The sequence below is a fragment of the Bradyrhizobium sp. USDA 223 genome (assembly GCF_044909005.1).
In the GTDB taxonomy this organism is placed as follows: domain Bacteria; phylum Pseudomonadota; class Alphaproteobacteria; order Rhizobiales; family Xanthobacteraceae; genus Bradyrhizobium; species Bradyrhizobium yuanmingense.
This window is the reverse complement of record NZ_JBIYDR010000001.1, coordinates 7,565,245-7,582,434: the sequence shown is the minus strand read 5'-3', so window position 1 is coordinate 7,582,434 and position 17,190 is coordinate 7,565,245. Positions and strand designations below refer to the sequence as shown.

At 64.9% G+C, this 17,190-nt stretch carries 17 protein-coding genes; 11 read left to right on the top strand and 6 right to left on the bottom strand.

Going from position 1 to position 17,190, the window contains the following annotated elements; genetic code table 11:
• Positions 1-1,770, top strand: coding sequence for an ATP-binding cassette domain-containing protein (locus tag ABIA40_RS35300; RefSeq protein ID WP_404545843.1), 1,770 nt, complete (start codon positions 1-3; stop codon positions 1,768-1,770).
• Positions 1,767-2,498 (top strand): ABC transporter ATP-binding protein, encoded by a 732-nt coding sequence (locus tag ABIA40_RS35295; protein WP_225111652.1) that lies wholly within the window; start codon positions 1,767-1,769, stop codon positions 2,496-2,498. The genes ABIA40_RS35300 and ABIA40_RS35295 overlap by 4 nt, the downstream gene beginning before the upstream one ends.
• A 181-nt stretch (positions 2,499-2,679) precedes the next feature.
• Here the strand turns inward: ABIA40_RS35295 and ABIA40_RS35290 are convergent, their stop codons facing one another.
• Positions 2,680-3,312, bottom strand: coding sequence for a pyridoxamine 5'-phosphate oxidase family protein (locus ABIA40_RS35290; protein ID WP_271542809.1), 633 nt, complete (start codon positions 3,310-3,312; stop codon positions 2,680-2,682).
• A 121-nt stretch (positions 3,313-3,433) separates the two neighbouring features.
• Between ABIA40_RS35290 and ABIA40_RS35285 the strand changes: the two genes are divergently transcribed.
• Complete coding sequence (locus ABIA40_RS35285) at positions 3,434-4,318, top strand: LysR family transcriptional regulator (protein ID WP_404546436.1); 885 nt, start codon at positions 3,434-3,436, stop codon at positions 4,316-4,318.
• A gap of 114 nt (positions 4,319-4,432) precedes the next feature.
• On the opposite strand, the gene ABIA40_RS35280 is transcribed toward ABIA40_RS35285, so the two are convergent.
• Positions 4,433-4,852 carry a PaaI family thioesterase gene (locus ABIA40_RS35280; RefSeq protein ID WP_035997915.1) on the bottom strand — a complete coding sequence of 140 codons (420 nt, stop codon included), beginning with the start codon at positions 4,850-4,852 and terminating at the stop codon, positions 4,433-4,435.
• A gap of 414 nt (positions 4,853-5,266) precedes the next feature.
• Here ABIA40_RS35280 and ABIA40_RS35275 point away from each other — a divergent pair, with 414 nt between their 5' ends.
• The 4 genes from ABIA40_RS35275 to ABIA40_RS35260 all read left to right on the top strand — a co-directional run bounded on the left by ABIA40_RS35275 (position 5,267) and on the right by ABIA40_RS35260 (position 8,991).
• Entirely contained in the window at positions 5,267-6,283 is a 1,017-nt protein-coding gene (locus ABIA40_RS35275) for a TRAP transporter substrate-binding protein (RefSeq protein WP_157283823.1), read from the top strand.
• Between the two features lie 210 nt (positions 6,284-6,493).
• Positions 6,494-7,003 (top strand): TRAP transporter small permease, encoded by a 510-nt coding sequence (locus ABIA40_RS35270; protein ID WP_035997911.1) that lies wholly within the window; start codon positions 6,494-6,496, stop codon positions 7,001-7,003.
• A gap of 2 nt (positions 7,004-7,005) precedes the next feature.
• The gene (locus ABIA40_RS35265; protein ID WP_404545840.1) at positions 7,006-8,325 is read left to right on the top strand and encodes a TRAP transporter large permease; all 1,320 of its coding nucleotides are present in this window, start codon (positions 7,006-7,008) and stop codon (positions 8,323-8,325) included.
• Positions 8,326-8,529: 204 nt separating this feature from the next.
• Positions 8,530-8,991, top strand: coding sequence for a DUF3237 domain-containing protein (locus tag ABIA40_RS35260; protein ID WP_275497871.1), 462 nt, complete (start codon positions 8,530-8,532; stop codon positions 8,989-8,991).
• Positions 8,992-9,074: 83 nt separating this feature from the next.
• Here ABIA40_RS35260 and ABIA40_RS35255 read toward each other — a convergent pair whose 3' ends face one another.
• The 3 genes from ABIA40_RS35255 to ABIA40_RS35245 form a co-directional block, all read right to left on the bottom strand.
• Positions 9,075-9,281, bottom strand: a complete 207-nt coding sequence (locus tag ABIA40_RS35255; RefSeq protein WP_025033895.1) for a hypothetical protein — start codon at positions 9,279-9,281, stop codon at positions 9,075-9,077.
• A 119-nt stretch (positions 9,282-9,400) separates the two neighbouring features.
• Entirely contained in the window at positions 9,401-9,676 is a 276-nt protein-coding gene (locus ABIA40_RS35250; protein ID WP_035997898.1) for a YiaA/YiaB family inner membrane protein, read from the bottom strand.
• Between the two features lie 52 nt (positions 9,677-9,728).
• Positions 9,729-10,424: a PspA/IM30 family protein gene (locus ABIA40_RS35245; protein ID WP_404545837.1), complete on the bottom strand. Its 696-nt coding sequence runs from the start codon at positions 10,422-10,424 to the stop codon at positions 9,729-9,731.
• A gap of 103 nt (positions 10,425-10,527) precedes the next feature.
• On the opposite strand from ABIA40_RS35245, the gene ABIA40_RS35240 reads away from it, so the two are divergent.
• The 4 genes from ABIA40_RS35240 to ABIA40_RS35225 all read left to right on the top strand — a co-directional run bounded on the left by ABIA40_RS35240 (position 10,528) and on the right by ABIA40_RS35225 (position 15,819).
• On the top strand, positions 10,528-11,157 hold the full coding sequence (locus ABIA40_RS35240; protein WP_271542805.1) for a TetR/AcrR family transcriptional regulator: 630 nt from the start codon (positions 10,528-10,530) through the stop codon (positions 11,155-11,157).
• Between the two features lie 69 nt (positions 11,158-11,226).
• Positions 11,227-12,681 (top strand): dihydropyrimidinase, encoded by a 1,455-nt coding sequence (gene hydA, locus ABIA40_RS35235; RefSeq protein ID WP_404545836.1) that lies wholly within the window; start codon positions 11,227-11,229, stop codon positions 12,679-12,681.
• Positions 12,682-12,799: 118 nt separating this feature from the next.
• Complete coding sequence (locus ABIA40_RS35230) at positions 12,800-14,071, top strand: DUF892 family protein (protein WP_157282801.1); 1,272 nt, start codon at positions 12,800-12,802, stop codon at positions 14,069-14,071.
• A 125-nt stretch (positions 14,072-14,196) separates the two neighbouring features.
• A complete protein-coding gene (locus tag ABIA40_RS35225; RefSeq protein WP_404545834.1) occupies positions 14,197-15,819 on the top strand; it encodes an ABC transporter substrate-binding protein in 1,623 nt (540 codons plus the stop codon).
• On the opposite strand, the gene ABIA40_RS35220 is transcribed toward ABIA40_RS35225, so the two are convergent.
• Positions 15,816-17,159, bottom strand: coding sequence for a glycoside hydrolase family 3 N-terminal domain-containing protein (locus ABIA40_RS35220; RefSeq protein WP_404546434.1), 1,344 nt, complete (start codon positions 17,157-17,159; stop codon positions 15,816-15,818). The genes ABIA40_RS35225 and ABIA40_RS35220 overlap by 4 nt on opposite strands.
• Between the last annotated feature and the right edge of the window lie 31 nt (positions 17,160-17,190).

Sequence of the window (17,190 nt, the reverse complement as noted above, 5' to 3'; positions counted from 1 at the left end):
ATGCAGAGCCGGTTTCCCATCCTCGTCTTTGCGATTCTCATGGCGGCGATCCCGCTCATCCCGGGCGTGCCCCCGTTCTGGATCGTGCTGCTCGACAATATCGGCCTTGCCGCGCTGGTCGCGATGGGCCTCGTGCTGCTGACCGGCGTCGGCGGCCTCACCTCGTTCGGCCAGGCCGCGTTCGTCGGTTTCGGTGCCTACACCACCGCCGTGCTGACGACGGCCTATGGCCTGTCGCCCTGGCTGACGCTGCCGCTGTCGCTCGTGGTCAGCGGCTCGCTCGCGGTGCTGCTCGGGCTGATCACCGTGCGCCTCTCGGGGCATTACCTGCCGCTCGGCACGCTCGCCTGGGGGCTTGGGCTGTTCTACCTGTTCAGCAAGCTGGAGTTTCTGGGACGCAACGACGGCATCTCGGCGATCCCGCCGCTGTCGATCGGTGCCTTCAAGATGCTCTCGCCCGGCTCGATCTATTACGCGATCTGGGTCGCCGTGATCCTCTCGGCCCTGCTGACGATGAACCTTTTGGACTCCCGCACCGGCCGCGCCATCCGCGCGCTGCGCCGCGGCCATGTCGCCGCCGAAGCGTTCGGCGTCCACACGCCGCGGGCAAAGCTGCTGGTGTTCATCCATGCCGCGGTGCTCGCGGGCCTGTCCGGGTGGCTCTACGCCCATCTCCAGCGCGCGGTGAACCCGACGCCGTTCGGCGCGCATATGGGCATCGAATATCTCTTCATCGCGGTGGTCGGCGGCGCCGGCTATGTCTGGGGCGGCGTGCTGGGCGCCGCGATCGTCGTGATCCTGAAAGAGGTGCTGCAGAGCTATCTGCCGTTGATCCTGCCCGGCTCCGGCCAGGTCGAGACCATCGTGTTCGGCATCATGCTGGTGGCGCTGCTGCAGCTTGCGCCCGGCGGCCTCTGGCCCTGGCTGATGTCGTTCTTCCCCGAGCGCACCGACGGCAAGAAGCCGGACACCTCGCTGAAGCTGGAGCATCGCACCCGCGCGCCCGCCGAGACCGGCGTCCTGCTTCAGGTCGAGAAGGCGCGAAAGCAGTTTGGCGGCGTGGTCGCGGTGAACAACGTGTCCTTCGACGTGCAGGCCCGCGAGATCGTCGCGCTGATCGGCCCGAACGGCGCCGGCAAGAGCACGACCTTCAACCTGATTACCGGCGTGCTGTCGGCAACCTCGGGCTCGATCTCGGTGCTCGGCAGGAAGGTCGACAACGCGCCGCCGCAGGAGATCGTCAAGCTCGGTATCAGCAGGACCTTCCAGCACGTCAAGCTCGTCCCCGACATGACCGTGCTGGAGAACGTCGCGATCGGCGCACATTTGCGCGGCCATTCCGGCCCGATCTCCTCGATGCTGCGGCTCGACCGCGCTGACGAGGCCAAGCTTCTCGCCGAGGCCGCCCGCCAGATCGAGCGCGTCGGCCTCGCCGAGCAGATGCACCAGCTGGCAGGCTCGCTCTCGCTCGGCCAGCAGCGCATCGTCGAGATCGCCCGCGCGCTCTGCGTCGATCCGATGCTGCTGCTGCTCGACGAGCCGGCAGCCGGACTGCGCCACATGGAAAAGCAACGGCTGGCCGCACTGCTCCGCGAGCTGCGCGACGGCGGCATGTCCGTCCTTTTGGTCGAGCACGACATGGGCTTCGTGATGAACCTTGCCGACCGCATCGTGGTGCTCGATTTCGGCACCAAGATCGCGGAGGGCACGCCGGCGACGATCAAGACCAATCCCGAAGTGATCAAGGCCTATCTCGGAGTGGCGGCATGAGCACGCTGTTGTCCGTCACCGACGCGCATGTCGCCTATGGCAAGGTCGAGGCGGTGCGTTCGGTCTCGCTCGAAGTGGGCGCCAACGAGATCGTCACCATCGTCGGCGCCAACGGCGCCGGCAAGACCACGCTTCTCTCGGCCATCATGGGCATCCTGCCGCTGAAGGGCCGCGTCGCCTTTGCCGGGCAGGATCTCGCCCGCCTCGACATCGAGGACCGTGTCGCGATGGGCCTCGGTCTCGTTCCCGAGCATCGCGAATTGTTCGTGACCATGAATGTCGAGGACAATCTCGAGCTGGGCGCGTTCCGGATCGAGCGCAGCAAGGCCAAAGCCTCGATGGAGCGGGTCTATGCGCTGTTTCCGCGGCTGAAGGAGCGGCGCAAGCAGCTCGCCGGTACGCTCTCCGGCGGCGAGCAGCAGATGCTCGCGATGGGCCGCGCGCTGATGGGCGAGCCGAAGCTCTTGATGCTGGACGAGCCGAGCCTGGGCCTTGCCCCGATCATCGTCGCCGACATCTTCCGTATCGTCACCGAGCTCCGCGCCGCCGGCGTCTCCGTGCTGCTGGTCGAGCAGAACGCACAGGCCGCGCTGAAGATCGCGGACCACGCCTACGTCATGGAGCTCGGCGAGTTCGTGCTCAGCGGCAAGGCCAGCGACATCGCCGCCAACGAACGGGTCGCGGCAAGCTATCTCGGCTTCCAGCACGAAGGCGAAAGTGCGATTTAGTGTCGCCTACCCTCCCCTGGAGGGGGAGGGTCGCTTCGCATGTAGCGGAGCGGAATGCGAAGCGGGGTGGGGTGACGGTCTCTCCGCGTCGTAGACTGCCCGTGTTGAGAGATCACCCCACCCCGCTCGCGCTTCGCGCGATCGACCCTCCCCCTCCAGGGGAGGGTAAAAGAAGAAGTGGTTACGGAGCTACACCCGCTGTCTTCTCCCCCTTCAGCGCCGCAACCTCCGCTTCCAGCTCTGCGATCCTCGCATCCCTCGCCGCCAGCGCGGCCGCGACATCGGCTGCATCAAACTTCTGCGGGATGTGCTGCGGGCAGTTGGTGTCCCAGGCTGCGATCTTGAACAGGATCACCTGCTCGGGCCGGGCGCGGTAGCCTTTCGGCATCAGTGACGTGGTCAGCGCTTCGTCGTCCTCGACCACGCGCGCCTCGCCCCAGATCTTCACACGGCGGCGGTGGGCGTAGTCCATCACGAAGATGTAGGCCTTGGAATTCTCCGAGAGATTTCCTTGCGTGATGAACTGCTGGTTGCCGGCATAGTCGGCGAAGGCGAGCGTCTGCTTGTCCAGCACCTTGAGAAAGCCCTTCGGGCCGCCGCGGTGCTGGATATAAGGCTGGCCGTCGGCTGAGGCCGTGGCGAAATAGAAGCTGTTGGCGTCGGCCAGGAACGCGGCGAGATTGTCGTCGACCTCGGTGCGCCAGCCGCGCTGCTCGCTGCGCGCATAGGCCTCGCGCGAGCCCTTGCGCGCCTGGATCGTCTTCACCGCCGGCGAAAAGGCCACGTCGCTGGCATAAGTATCAATTGCCGTCATCGGAACGTCTCCTGAAATTCCGGCGCATTGCTGCGTCTTCCGCGCCTAATCTGGGCCCTTCGGCGTCTAAAACAATTGAGCAGCTTGACACTTCATCATTGCGATATATGCAATAATGCCCATGGACCGCCTGGAAGCCATGCAAGTCTTCGTCACGGTCGCCGACCTGCGCGGCTTTGCGCCGGCCGCACGCAAACTGCGGCTGTCGCCGTCGGCGGTGACGCGGATGATCGCGGCGCTGGAGGAGCATCTCGGCGCGCGGCTGCTGCAGCGGACCACGCGGCAGGTGGCGCTGACTGACGTCGGCACGCGCTATCTGGAGCGCGCGCGGCGCATCCTCGCCGACGTCGAGGAGGCTGACGGCTCGGCGCGGGAGGAACGCCATCGGCCGAGCGGGCGCCTCGTCGTGTCCGCGCCGGTCGGCTTCGGCCGCCTGCATGTCGGGCCGGTCATGACCGCCTATCTCAAGCGCTATCCCGAGGTCACGGCCGAGCTCAGGCTGTCCGACCATCTCGTCAACCTCGTCGAGGACGCCGTCGATGCCGCGGTGCGGATCGGCCATCTCGCCGATTCCTCGCTTGTCGCACGCCAGGTCGGCGAGATGCGACGGATCGTGGTGGCCGCGCCCGGTTATCTCAAGCGCAACGGCGAGCCGAAGACGCCGGAAGCGCTCGCCACGCACCAGACCATCCAGTTCGGCCCCTGGTCCGAATGGCGTTTCCTGCGCGACGGCCGCGATATCGGGCTGCCGCTGTCGCCTCGCTTCATCAGCAACAGCGCCGACGCCGCCCTGCAATATGCCGAGGCCGGCGGCGGCGTGACGCGGGTGCTGGCCTATCAGGCCGCCGAGGGCCTGAAGGGCGGACGCCTGAAGATCGTGCTGGCGCAATACGAGCAGCCGGCGCTGCCGATCCACATCGTCTACCCGACCTCGCGCCTGCTCTCGGCCAAGGTGCGCGCGTTCGTCGATCTCGTGGTGGAGACGGCGGAGTGGAGGTTTGGGTGATCTTTTCCGTCATGGCCGGGCTTGTCCCGGCCATCCACGCGCCACCACGCATGCGGTGCCAAACACGTGGATGCCCGGGTCAAGCCCGGGCATGACAACAGAGAGAGTTGGGCCTCACCCCTTCTTCGGCACCACCCGGAACGTGCCGCTGGCCCGCGCGATCACGGCGTCGTCCGCCTTCACCAGGCACTGCGCGAAGCAGATCGTGTTCCCGGTCTTGATCGCCTCGCCTTCGACCGCGAGCCATTGGCCGATCTCGGCAGCGCCGACATAATCGACCGACAGCGAGATGGTGACGAACGACGTGGTCCAGCCAGTCGCCTGGGCGCAGCTGTAGCCCATGGCGGCGTCAGCGAGCGCCGCGATCAGCCCGCCATGGATCAGTCCGCGGGCGTTGGTGTGTGGCGTCGCCAGGCGCAGTCCGACGGTGACGCCCTTGTCGGTCTTCTTCGAATAGAGCGGCTCCCAGGGATCGGTCAGCGGGGCTTTGCGGAAATGCGGCTCGTAGCCGGCGGGGATGTCGGTGCGGGTCATGGCGGTCTCGCTTCATTGCCTTGGCTGCATTGGAAGCGAATGACGCGAGGAATGCATCACCTACAAAGCTTTAAACGGAATTTGTGCAGATGTTTGAAACGAGCCCCGCCATCGCCGCAACGGCCCGACGATTGCGACCTTTGTCCGCATACATGCTGCTTCCGATCCTGTTAGGCTTTGGTCGCAGCCTGCTTGTGGCAGAGGCTCGCAGGCGATAATTATACCATATAACGTTTGCGCAAAGGGAGGGCGGTGGTCGCCCGAGCAGCGACAAATCCATGCAACATGGCTGACGTAGATGGCGCGACACGGCGCGCCTCAGTTCCGGCTTGAACGCGTCAGCGAATTATATAACATGTTAATTAACGAGACCGGGCCAACGAAGCCCGCCGTCGCAAAAGGGAGAGACGCGTGATGAGGAAAGCCTGTCTGGCCTTGCTGCTGGCAGCAAGCGTGAGCCCTGCGCTCGCGCAGGACAAGACATTTGAGCTGAAGGTCTCGCACTGGGTGCCGGCATCGCATCCGCTGCAGAAATCGCTGGAAGACTGGGTGGCTGCGGTGAACAAGGATTCCGGCGGCACCATTACCGGCAAGGTGTTTCCGGCCCAGCAGCTCGGCAAGGCGTTCGACCATTACGACATGGCGCGCGACGGCATCGCCGACGTCACCTATGTCAATCCCGGCTACCAGCCCGGCCGCTTCCCGATCATCGGCGCCGGGGAATTGCCGTTCCTGATCTCGGATGCCAAGGGCGGCTCGATGGGCCTCGACGCGTGGTATCGCAAATATGCCGAGAAGGAGATGAAGGACGTCAAATACTGCCTCGCCTTCGTCCACTCGCCCTCCTCGTTCCATTCCCGCACCAAGAAGATCGTCAACCCCGAGGACGTGAAGGGCATGAAGATCCGCCCCGCCCACGCCACCATGGCGAACTTCGTCACCTCGCTCGGCGGCACCAACGTGCAATCCTCGGCGCCGGAAGTGCGCGACATCATCGAGCGCGGCGTCGCCGACGGCGTCACCTTCCCCTGGGGCTCACTGGTGCTGTTCGGCATCGACAAGGTGACCAAGTACGACATGGAGGCGCCGCTCTACACCACGACCTTCGTGTTCGTGATCAACAAGGACAAGTACAATGCGATGTCCGACAAGCAGAAGGCCGCGATCGACAAGAACTGCACGGTCGAGATGGCAGGCGCGGTCGGCGAGCATTGGGGCAAGTTCGAGGACGCCGGCATCGCCAAGGTGAAGGCGGAATCCAGCCATGAGGTCTACAAGCTGACGCCCGAGCAGATCGCGGCCTGGAAGAAGGCCGCCGAGCCGCTGGTCAAGACCTGGGGCGACGGCGCCAAGAAGGCCGGCGCCGAACCGGATGCGGCGCTCGCGGAGCTCAAGGCCTCGCTGAAGAAGTACAACGCGCTGGCGGAGTGACGCCCAGCAGTGGCACGCGCTCACTGCACCTCTCCCGCTTGCGGGAGAGGTCGCGCCGAAGGCGCGGGTGAGGGCTCTCTCCTCTTGGGGGTTCTCGATTGTGGAAGCACCCTCTCCCCAACCCTCCCCCCGCAAGCGGGGGAGGGAGCGCACCTCCCTCGCGGACAAACTGAACCCGGCTTCGCTGGATTTAGATAGGAATCTTCCCCCATGAAGCGCTCCTGGATGGATCGCGTGATCGATTCGATCGAATGGATCGCGGCCGGCTTCGTCGGCATCGTCGCGCTCGACATCTTCCTGTCGGTGCTGTTGCGCAACACGCTGAACTATTCGATCCCCGACAGCTTCGACATCGGCCGAATGCTGCTCGGCATCCTCATTTTCTGGGGCATCGCGGCGACCTCCTATCGCGGCACCCACATCACGGTCGACCTGGTCTGGGGCAATGTCGGGCCGCGCCATCAGCGCTGGATCGACGTGTTCGCGACCCTGGTGCTGCTGTTCGTCGTCACCGTGCAGACCTGGACGCTGTTCGACAAGGTTCGGCTGACCTACAACGACAACGTCCAGACCTTCGACCTGCACATGCCGACATGGCCATTCTTCCTCGTCGCGTGGATCGGCGACGTCTGCGCCGTGCTGCTGATCGCGATCCGCACGTACCGGCTGATCTTCCACCCCGAAGACATGCATGAACCCAAGATCAAGGTGACGGAGTAACCATGAGTACCGACGCCGTCGCCGTCATCGGCTTCGTCGCCCTGTTCGCCCTGATGCTGCTGCGCGTGCCGGTCGGCATGGCCATGGGCCTCGTCGGCGTGTGCGGCTTCAGCTATCTCGTGGGCTCGACACCGGCCCTGAAGATGGTCGGTCAGGTCACCATGCGGACCGTGACCGACTACACCTTCGGCGTCATCCCGATGTTCCTGCTGATGGGCTCCTTCGTCAGCAATTCCGGCATGAGCCGCGAGCTATTCCGCGCCGCCAACGGCTTCGTCGGACATTTGCGCGGCGGACTCGGCATTGCCACCGTCGGCGCCTGCGGCGGCTTTGCCGCAATCTGCGGCTCCTCGGTCGCGACCGCGGCGACCTTCTCCGCCGTCGCCTATCCCGAGATGCGGCGCTTCGGCTATCCGCAATCCTTCGCCACCGGCGTGATCGCGGCCGGCGGCACGCTGGGCGCGATGCTACCGCCATCCACTGTTCTTGCGGTCTACGGCATCATCACCGAGCAGGACATCGGCAAGCTGTTCATCGCCGGCATCATCCCGGGCCTGCTCGCGATGACCATGTACATGATCACGATCTCCCTGATCGGCTATTTCCGTCCCGACTTCCTGCCCAAGGGCAAGGTGACGCCGTGGCGCGAGCGCTTTGCCGGATTGAAAGAGATCTGGGCGCCGGTGCTGCTGTTCATCTTCGTCATCGGCGGCCTCTACGGACTGCCCTTCCTGCCGCGCTTCACGCCGACCGAGGCCGGCGGCGTCGGCGCGACTGGGGCCTTCATCATCGGCGTGCTGACCGGCCGCCTCGACCGCGAGAAGGTGCTGGCCTCGCTGCTGCAGGCGACGCGCACCGCGGCTGCGGTGTTCACCGTGCTGATCGGCGCGCTGATCTTCGGCTATTTCCTGACGGTGACGCAGACGCCGCAGAAGGTGACGGAATTCCTCACCGAGCTCGGCCTCGGCCCCTACGGCGTGCTGGCGCTGATCATGGTGATGTATCTCGTGCTCGGCTGCCTGATGGATGCCATGGCGATGATCATCCTGACCGTGCCGATCATCTTCCCGGTGATCATGCATCTGGGGTTCGATCCGATCTGGTTCGGCATCATCATCGTCGTGACGGTCGAGCTCGGCCTGATCACTCCGCCGGTGGGCATGAACGTCTTCGTCATAAAAAGCGTAGTGAAGGACGTCTCCTTCTCCACCATCTTCAGGGGCGTAAGCCCGTTCGTGGCAACGGACCTCGTGCGCCTCGTGATCCTGATCGCCTTGCCGCTGCTGGCGACCTGGCTGCCGACGCGCATGATGGCGCATTAGCTTGGCGAAGACCGTTACTTGCCCTCCCCTGGAGGGGGAGGGTCGATCGCGCATAGCGCGAGCGCGGTGGGGTGACGGTCTCTCCACATTGAAGACTGCCCGAGCGGAGAGATCACCCCACCCCGGCGCTTCGCGCCGACCCTCCCCCTCCAGGGGAGGGTAAGACGCGGTATCGTTCGTCATGGTCAATTAAGAGGTGAAGCGATGACCACCCCGACCCTCGAAACCAAATACGTCTTCACCATCACCGCGCGGATCGGCGACGTCGTGACCGCGGGCGAGACCGGAATCGGCGTCCGCCGGATCATTCCGATCATCGGCGGCGAGGTGACGGGCGCGGTCAGCGGAAAGGTGCTCCCCTTCGGCGCCGACTTCCAGACCATCCGGCCCAACGAGCTGATCGATCTCGAAGCGAAATACGCCTTCGAGACCGAGGACGGTGCGACCGTCTACGTCGAGAACAGAGGTATGCGCTTCGGCCCGGTCGAGCTGTTGCAAAAGCTCAAGCGCGGCGAGCCGGTCGATCCGAAACTGATCTATTTCCGCACCGTGCCGAGGTTCGAGACCGGGCACGAAAAGTACCGCTGGCTGATGGAGCACATCTTCGTGGCGTCTGCGGCGCGCCATGCGGATCGCGTCGTGATCGACGTGCATCAGGTGATGTGAGGGAGAGGCCGTAGGGCCTCTAGCCGGATCGCGCCGGACGATGCTGCGCATCGCCGGGGGCGACCCGGATGAGGTGAAGACGCCTACAACGTCTCTTGCTTATGCCCGCAGTTCTTGCAGGCGAACTTGACGCGGGTCTGGCCCTTCTCCGCCTGCACCCGGTTCGGCGCTCCGCACTTGCCGCAGACGGCCTCGATGCGGGTCGTGCCCTGCTTGACCACGATGGTCTTCTTTTCCATCGATTCGCGGATCAGGCGCTCGGCCTCCTCGCGCAGGGATTGTTTCGACAAAGCTAGTCTCCGCCTCTGGAAAGCGCGAGAGCCATATCGCACCTGCACGCGAAGCACAATGCACCCTGCCTGCCGCGCGCGCCCCTGTCGCCCCAGAGGGCGCGCTGCGACCGTTCGCCTTACGCCGCCTTGGAGACCTCCATCAGCAGCCGCTCGGCCTTGGCATCCTCGATGCGGTTCACGAGGCGGCTGCTCTCATGATTGTCGCGCACGGTCTTGGTCAGGGTGACGCAGGTCTGGATCATCATCACGATCCCCATGGTGAGATAACCCTTCATCCAGAGGTCGATCGGCAGGAAGAAGATGCCGATGGCAACGAGGAAGGCGGACGCTGCGAAGGACGCGTAGGTGAAGCTCACCCAGGCACCGCTGTGGGGCTGGCCGTTCTGGTTCATGATAGTCTCCTGTCGATTGGAATGATGATGGTGTTCGGGTTCGAACTTGAGATCAGGCCGCCGGCATGCGCCTGGACTTCAACCGCGCCAGCACGTCGTCTGCGGTCGTCTTGAGCCGCGGGCCGAAGCCCTGCTCGGCGAGTCGTTCGGCGGTGGCGAGCGGACCGGTGGCCGCGTCGATCTCGACCAGGGCATCGTCGGCCGCTTGCGCCTCCATCTGCCGCTCGCGCAGACGCTTCAAGGTCCCCTCCGCCTCCGGCAATGTCGATTCATAGGGGCGCGCGGCCTCGATGCCGCTGCGGCGAAGCGAGCGCACCGCTTCCGAGGCGCGGGCGATGCGGCGGCCGCGATCGAGCTCGGTGATGCGGGCCTGCGCGTTGGCGACGTGGCGCTTCAGCCGCGCGATCTCGGTCGCGAACAGCGCGCGCGCCGTCATGGCCGCATCGCGATCGGCCTCCAGCGCCGCAATGGCTTCGGCGGCCTCCTTGGCGAGGTCCTCGCGGCCGCCATCCAGCGCCGCAACGGCACGGGTTTCAAGATCGGCGATGCGCGCATTCGTGGCCTCGAGCTTGCGGCCTTCCTGCTGGTCCTGCGCGATCGCCAGCGCCAGCGTGCGCTTGCTGCGCTCGACGGCTGCGGCCGCATCGCGCATCTGCTGGTCCAGGATCAGAAGGGCGGTGCGGTCTTCCAGTTCCTCGCCCGCAGCGGCGACGCTGCCGCGGAAGAGGGTCACGACGGTCTTGAACATTGGTTGCTCCCTGTCTATGAGCGTTGCTCACAAAAGCTTTGTAGCAGGAAACGTGAACATCGTTCAATATTATTTTGAGCGGCGCTCACAAACTTGATTAAGAATGACTAAGGCCTTGGAACGGCGAGAGAAATTGCGCGACGCCCTGATCCAGGCGGCAGAACAGATGATCGCCGAGCGGGGGTTGGCAGGTCTGAAGACGCGCGATTTGGCCCGCGAGATCGGCTGTGCCAATGGCGCGGTCTATAATCTCGTCGCTGATGTCGACGAACTGATCCTGCGGGTCGGCTCGCGCACGCTGCTCCGGCTCGACGAGGCGCTGACTCTCGCAACAAATGCCGGCGAGCCATCGCCACGGGAATCCCTGGTCCGCATCGCCCTCGCCTATTGCGATTTCGCCGCCGAAAACCTCCAGCTCTGGCGCGCGCTGTTCGAGCACCGGATGGAGACGGGCAAGCTGGTGCCGGACTGGTCCGTGCACGACCAGATGCAGCTGTTCCGTCATATCTACCAGCCGCTGGCCGCGCTGTTTCCTGGGCGCAGCCCGGAGGAACTCGGCATCACCGCACGCAGCCTGTTCTCGGCCGTGCATGGCATGGTGGCGCTCGGGCTGGAGCAGAAGCTGGTGGCCGTGCCGCTGCCGGCGCTGCGCAAGGAGATCACGGGCCTCGTGCGTGCGATGATCGACGGGCTGATCGCGCACGACGTGAAAGGAGCGGCGGCGGCTGACTAAAATTTCACCTGTCGCATCGCCAGTCGCGCGCTTAGCCTTCGAGCCGTCCCTCACCTCTCGGAGCACCTCATGCCCCTCCTCATCCGCGGCGGCACCGTCGTCAATCACGATCATTCGCGCCGCGCGGACGTGCTGATCGACGGCGAGACCATCGTCGCGATCGGCGCAGCGCTCGATGCGCCGACGGGTAGCGAGGTCATCGATGCAGGGGGCGCCTATGTCATCCCGGGCGGGATCGATCCGCACACCCATCTCGAAATGCCGTTCATGGGCACCGTCACCGCCGACGATTTCGAATCCGGAACCAAGGCGGCGCTGAGCGGCGGCACCACCATGGTGGTGGATTTCTGCCTGCCCGATCCCGGCCAATCCATGCTGGCAGCGTATCAGGAGTGGCGGCACAAATCCGAGAAAGCGGCCGGCGATTACGGCTTCCACATGGCGGTGACGTCATGGTCGAAGCAAATCCATGACGAGATGGAGATTGTGGTCAAAACCTACGGCATCAACACCTTCAAGCATTTCATGGCCTACAAGGGCGCGCTGATGGTGAACGACGACGAGCTCTACAACTCGTTCGCGCGTTGCGCCCATCTCGGCGCCATACCGGTTGTCCATGCGGAGAACGGCGACGTCGTCGCCCTGATGCAGGACGCCCTGATCGCGCGCGGCGTCACGGGGCCGGAAGGGCACGCCTATTCGCGGCCGCCGGAGGTCGAGGGCGAAGCCACCAACCGCGCCATCATGATCGCCGACATGACCGGCACGCCGGTCTATATCGTGCATACCAGCAGCCGCGAGGCGCATGAGGCCATCGCGCGGGCACGCGCCGCCGGCAAGCGCGTCTATGGCGAGCCCCTGATCCAGCATCTGCTGCTGGACGAGCGTGAATATCAGAACAAGGACTGGGATCATGCCGCACAGCGCGTGATGTCGCCGCCGTTCCGCGACAAACAGCATCAGGACAGCCTCTGGGCCGGCCTGCAAGCCGGCTCGCTCCAGGTGGTTGCGACCGATCATTGCGCCTTCACCACCGAGCAGAAGCGGTTCGGGCGCGGCGATTTCAGGAAGATCCCGAACGGCACCGGCGGCCTCGAAGATCGCCTGGCGCTGCTCTGGACCGCGGGCGTCGCCACGGGGCGGCTGACCAAAGAGGAATTCGTCGCGGTGACCTCGGCGAACATCGCCCGCATCCTCAACATCTATCCGCGCAAGGGCGCGATCGCCGTGGGTTCGGATGCCGATATCGTGGTGTGGGATCCCAAGGCGAGCAAGACCATCAGTGCCAAGCGGCAGATGAGCCGGATCGATTACAACGTGTTCGAGGGTTTTGCCTGCACCGGCGGTGCGGCCGCGACGCTATCGTGCGGCCGTATCGTCTGGAAGGATGGCGATCTGCGCGCCGAGGCCGGCGATGGGCGATACGTCGAACGTCCCGCATTCTCGCCGGTGCATGTGGCAAACTCGGCCTGGAAGGAACTGACGGCTCCGCGCGCCGTCGCACGCGGTGCGGTGACGCCGTAAGCCATCGCGCTCCCTGGCAGACATCCGGGCAACGACAGCCTCGATCTCGGAGAGACTTAGGAACGAACGGCTGGAGGCCTCGTTGTCGCGTAGTTTCTCTCCAGCACGCGAGTCTCCCATGTATCACCACGTCAAGAAGCTGATGTTCACCGTGCGCGTCGACGAGCCCGATCCGCGCTTCGGCAATATGCTCCTCGAGCAGTTCGGCGGCGCCAACGGCGAACTTGCGGCTGCGATGCAATATTCGATTCAGGGACTGAATTGCGAGGATCCCGACCGCAAGGACCTCTTGATGGATATCGGCACCGAAGAGCTCAGCCATCTCGAGGTCGTCGGTTGCCTCGCCCGGATGCATCTTGCGCCCTCGCGGAACGACCGCCAGGCGGCAGAGGCCGATCCTCTGATCGCGATTGCCGGCGGAGGCGGCGTCAATCTGTTCAACTCGCAAGGCAATCCCTGGACCGCGGACTATCTCAAGATCACGGGCGAGCTCGACGTCGATCTCCGCAGCAACATCGCCGCCGAAGCGCGTGCCAAGATCGTCTACGAGCGCCTGATCAATTTTTGCGACGATGCCGGCAGCAAGGACGCGCTGCAATTCCTGATGACGCGCGAGATCACGCATATGAAGGCGTTCGCGCGCGCACTCGAGAGCCTGTCGAAGCCGGCCTTCAGCATCGGCCGGATCGCGCCGACGCCCGGCCTCGTGAACCAGTACTTCAACGATTCCACCGGCAGCGGCGACCACGGCGAAATCGATACCCGCGGCCCCTGGAACGAGGGCGAGGACTGGGTGTTCACGGAATCGCCTGCGCTGCAATCCGCCGATCCCGGCGCGGCCACCCCGATCGTCGCGGAGAGCTCACCGCCTGTCGACGAGGCCGGCCTGACCGATCTGCTGCTCCATGAGCTGCGTGACATCCTCCATGCCGAGAAGCAGCTGACGAAGGCGCTCCCGAAGATGGCGCAGTCCGCCCGCTTCGACCAGTTGCGGGAACTGTTCGAGCAGCATCTGGCCGAGACCGAAAACCAGGTCGAGCGCATCAACGAGTGCTTCGAGCTGCTCGGCGAGAACGCGCGCGCCAAGCCTTGCAAGGGCATGATGGGCCTGATCGAGGAAGGCCAGGAGGTCATGAAGGAAAGCCAAGAGAAGGAGGATGCAGCCGCCGACCTCGCGCTGATCTCTGCGGCGCAACGTGTCGAGCATTACGAGATGGCCGGCTACACCACCGCGCGCAACCTCGCGCAGCAGCTGCGCCACAGCGCGATCGTCGCCCTGCTCTCCAAATCTCTCGCCGAGGAAGAGAATGCCGACCTCCTGCTCAACCAGGTCGCGCGATCGCTGATGTCGGTGGCGAAGATGCCCGCCGCGCTGGAGCAGGCCGAGTAGTCCGCGCCGACGCGCAACACCTATCAACCCACGCCGCCTCGCGTTCGCGGGGCGGCTTGGTGCTTCCTGGCTGTGGCATACAGCTTGCCTCTCGATGCCGGACAATTCCGGAACGGGAGGCACCCTTGAGCATTTCACCCCTCGATTTGAACCGCCGCAGCGTCGTGCTCGGCGGCCTCGGTGTCGCCGGTATGGCAGCCTTTGCTCCACGTCTCGCCCGGGCGCAGGGCCGCAGCGAGACGTTGCTGGTGGTGCAGGAGCTCGGGCCGAACTCGCTGGACATGCAGGGCGTCGGCTCCAACCAGACCGTGAATGGCCTGTCCTGGAACTGTTACGACCGCCTGCTCACCTACGCCTCCAAGACACTGCCGGACGGCACGTTGTCGTATGACCGCGAGAAGCTCGCGCCCGAGCTCGCCGAGAGCTGGGAGGTCGCCGCCGACGGCATGTCCTGCACCTTCAAGCTTCGCAGGGACGCCAAATTCCACGACGGCACGCCTGTGACCGCCAAGGACGTCAAATGGTCGTTTGACCGCGCCGTGAAGGTCGGCGGGTTTCCGACCTTCCAGATGTCGGCGGGATCGCTGGAGAAGCCGGAGCAGTTCGTGGTGGTCGACGACCACACTTTCCGTATCGACTATGTCCGCAAGGACAAGATGCTGCTGTTCAACGTCGCCGTCGTCGTGCCCTTCATCATCAATTCCGAGCTCGCCAGGAAGAACGCGACGCCGGAAGACCCGTGGGCGCTGGCCTGGCTGAAGAACAACGAGGCCGGCGGCGGCGCCTACAAGATCGAGAGCTGGAAGCCGGGCAGCGAGACCGTGCTGACGCGCTTCGACGACTGGAAGAGCGGGCCGCTGCCGAAAGTGAAGCGCGTGATCGCCCGCGACGTTCCCTCCGCCGGCACGCGCCGTGCCATGCTGGAGCGGGGCGATGCGGATATCTCCAGCGGCTTTGCACCACGCGATTTCGAGCAGATCATCAGGGAGGGCAAGGTCAAGGTCTCGGGCGTGCCGATCCCGAACGCGCTGTGGTACGTCGCGCTGAACACCGCGAAGCCGCCATTCGACAATGTCAGGCTCCGTCAGGCCATCGCGTGGGCCATGCCCTACGAGCAGATCCAGACCAGCGCCTTCTTCGGCCGCGCCGTTCCCATGTATGGCGGCGCCGCCGAAGTCTCAAAGCCGGTGTGGCCGCAGCCGTTTCCTTACGTCACCGATCTCGACAAGGCCAAGGCGCTCCTGAAGGAAGCGGGCTTCGAATCCGGCCTGGAGACGACGTTGTCGCTCGACACCGGTACCGCCACCGTCGGCGAGCCGACCGCGATCCTGATCCAGGAGAATCTCGCCAAGATCGGCATCAAGGCGGGAATCGAAAAGATTCCCGGCGCGAACTGGCGTACGACGCTGAACAAGAAAGAGCTGCCGCTCGCGCTCAACCGCTTCAGCGGCTGGCTTGATTATCCCGAATATTACTTCTACTGGAATTTCCACGGCAACAACTCGATCTTCAACATCTCCTCGTACAAGAACAAGGAGATGGACGCCCTGATCGACAAAGCGCGCTTCACCACCGATGCCGCCGAGTACGACAAGACCGTGAAGGATTTCATCGCGCTCTGTATGCGCGACGTCCCCGTGGTTCCGCTCAACCAGCCGATCCACGACGTTGCCATGCAAAAGAGCGTCTCCGGCTACGAATTCTGGTTTCACCGTGAACCGGACTACCGCCAGTTTGCGAAGGGCTAGTTCTGCCGGGCGACGCTGATGGCGCGTGAGGCAGCTCCTGCCTGCATGGTCGAAAAGCCGCGCTCCAGGCGCGCGGCGCTCGCATGCAGCATCGCCGCGTCGAGCCTACCCTGTCGCGATCCTTCCAAGGCGCAGGCAAAGACACGGTAGAACTGCGCGCCGTCATAGGCGACCAGCAGCAGATCGACGCCGGCATTGATCGCCTCGACCGCGGCCTTGCAGACGTCGTTCTGGTAGATCGCGCCCATGATGAGGTCGTCGGTCATCACCACGCCCTGGTAACCCCACGTCCCACGAATGATCCCCTCGACGACGCGCTTCGAATGCGAGGCGGCGCGATCGGGATCGACGGCTGTGAGCGTGACGTGGCCGACCATGAGGGCGCTGCGCGAACGCGACAGCACCTCGCGGAACGGGAGCCAGTCGGTTGCCTCCAGCTCCTTCACCGGCGTGTCGAGATTGGCGCTGAAATGATGCGTGTCGGCGCGCACGCGGCCAATGCCGGGAAAATGCTTGAGCGTGGCGCCGACGCCCGTCTCTTCCAGCCCGCGCACATACGCGCTCGCGATGGTGCTGACGACGGCGGGATCGCTCGCTATCGCGCGCTTGCCGATCAGCGTGTGGAAATCGAGACGGTTGCGCCGCGCCGGCGGCTTGAGGTCGAGCACCGGGGCGAGATTGAGGTTGACGCCGACGTGGGCGAGCTCGCGGCCGTGGATGCGGCCGAACTCCTCGGCCTTGGCCTGCTGCTCATCGGAAGCCAGCCCCGTCAGCGTTGCCAGCGCCGGCACCTTCGTCAGCGGCGGCGCAAGATGCCCGACGATGCCGCCTTCCTGATCGGCGGCGACGATCAGTGACGGCAGGCCGGCTGCGCGCCTGAGATCCTGCAGCGCCGCGATCTCCGCCCGCAACGTCTCGATGGCGCGGCCGCGGATATTGTGCCGGGTAACATAGACGCCGCCGATCAGGCCCTGCTCGGCGAGACGCGCAACCTCGGGAAAGGAGGAATAGCCGACCATGAAGTGCGGCCCGAGCTGCCGCGCCTCGACGGCGCTGGCGTTGAGAACGTCGTGCTTGCGCAGCTCGAACTTCAGATGCGCAGCCGACATCAAGAGCGGCGGCAGGCACCAGAGCACGACGAGCGCCTTGCCGGCGATGGTGCGCCAGCGACCTCCCCACAGCAAAAGAGCGACGATTGCGATGCTTGCGACGACAAGGGAGATGTTTCCGGCGCCACGCAGCACGAGCAGATAGGGATCGTTCTTGTTCGCGGCGACAAATGCAGCGAGCGGCGCGGCGAGCCAGAGCAGGACGAGACCGATGCGGTTGAGCAATTGCATGATGCACCAGGTGCGATGGGCGATGAATGTT

What these genes read in the sequence shown, in the direction of transcription:
- ABIA40_RS35295 (WP_225111652.1), top strand. Translation starts at nt 1,767, where the DNA reads ATGAGCACGCTGTTGTCCGTCACCGACGCGCATGTCGCCTATGGCAAG.
- ABIA40_RS35250 (WP_035997898.1), bottom strand. Translation starts at nt 9,676, where the DNA reads ATGAACCAGAACGGCCAGCCCCACAGCGGTGCCTGGGTGAGCTTCACC.
- ABIA40_RS35260 (WP_275497871.1), top strand. Translation starts at nt 8,530, where the DNA reads ATGACCACCCCGACCCTCGAAACCAAATACGTCTTCACCATCACCGCG.
- hydA (WP_404545836.1), top strand. Translation starts at nt 11,227, where the DNA reads ATGCCCCTCCTCATCCGCGGCGGCACCGTCGTCAATCACGATCATTCG.
- ABIA40_RS35300 (WP_404545843.1), top strand. Translation starts at nt 1, where the DNA reads ATGCAGAGCCGGTTTCCCATCCTCGTCTTTGCGATTCTCATGGCGGCG.
- ABIA40_RS35220 (WP_404546434.1), bottom strand. Translation starts at nt 17,159, where the DNA reads ATGCAATTGCTCAACCGCATCGGTCTCGTCCTGCTCTGGCTCGCCGCG.
- ABIA40_RS35245 (WP_404545837.1), bottom strand. Translation starts at nt 10,424, where the DNA reads ATGTTCAAGACCGTCGTGACCCTCTTCCGCGGCAGCGTCGCCGCTGCG.
- ABIA40_RS35280 (WP_035997915.1), bottom strand. Translation starts at nt 4,852, where the DNA reads ATGACCCGCACCGACATCCCCGCCGGCTACGAGCCGCATTTCCGCAAA.
- ABIA40_RS35290 (WP_271542809.1), bottom strand. Translation starts at nt 3,312, where the DNA reads ATGACGGCAATTGATACTTATGCCAGCGACGTGGCCTTTTCGCCGGCG.
- ABIA40_RS35275 (WP_157283823.1), top strand. Translation starts at nt 5,267, where the DNA reads ATGAGGAAAGCCTGTCTGGCCTTGCTGCTGGCAGCAAGCGTGAGCCCT.
- ABIA40_RS35230 (WP_157282801.1), top strand. Translation starts at nt 12,800, where the DNA reads ATGTATCACCACGTCAAGAAGCTGATGTTCACCGTGCGCGTCGACGAG.
- ABIA40_RS35240 (WP_271542805.1), top strand. Translation starts at nt 10,528, where the DNA reads ATGACTAAGGCCTTGGAACGGCGAGAGAAATTGCGCGACGCCCTGATC.
- ABIA40_RS35265 (WP_404545840.1), top strand. Translation starts at nt 7,006, where the DNA reads ATGAGTACCGACGCCGTCGCCGTCATCGGCTTCGTCGCCCTGTTCGCC.
- ABIA40_RS35285 (WP_404546436.1), top strand. Translation starts at nt 3,434, where the DNA reads ATGGACCGCCTGGAAGCCATGCAAGTCTTCGTCACGGTCGCCGACCTG.
- ABIA40_RS35270 (WP_035997911.1), top strand. Translation starts at nt 6,494, where the DNA reads ATGAAGCGCTCCTGGATGGATCGCGTGATCGATTCGATCGAATGGATC.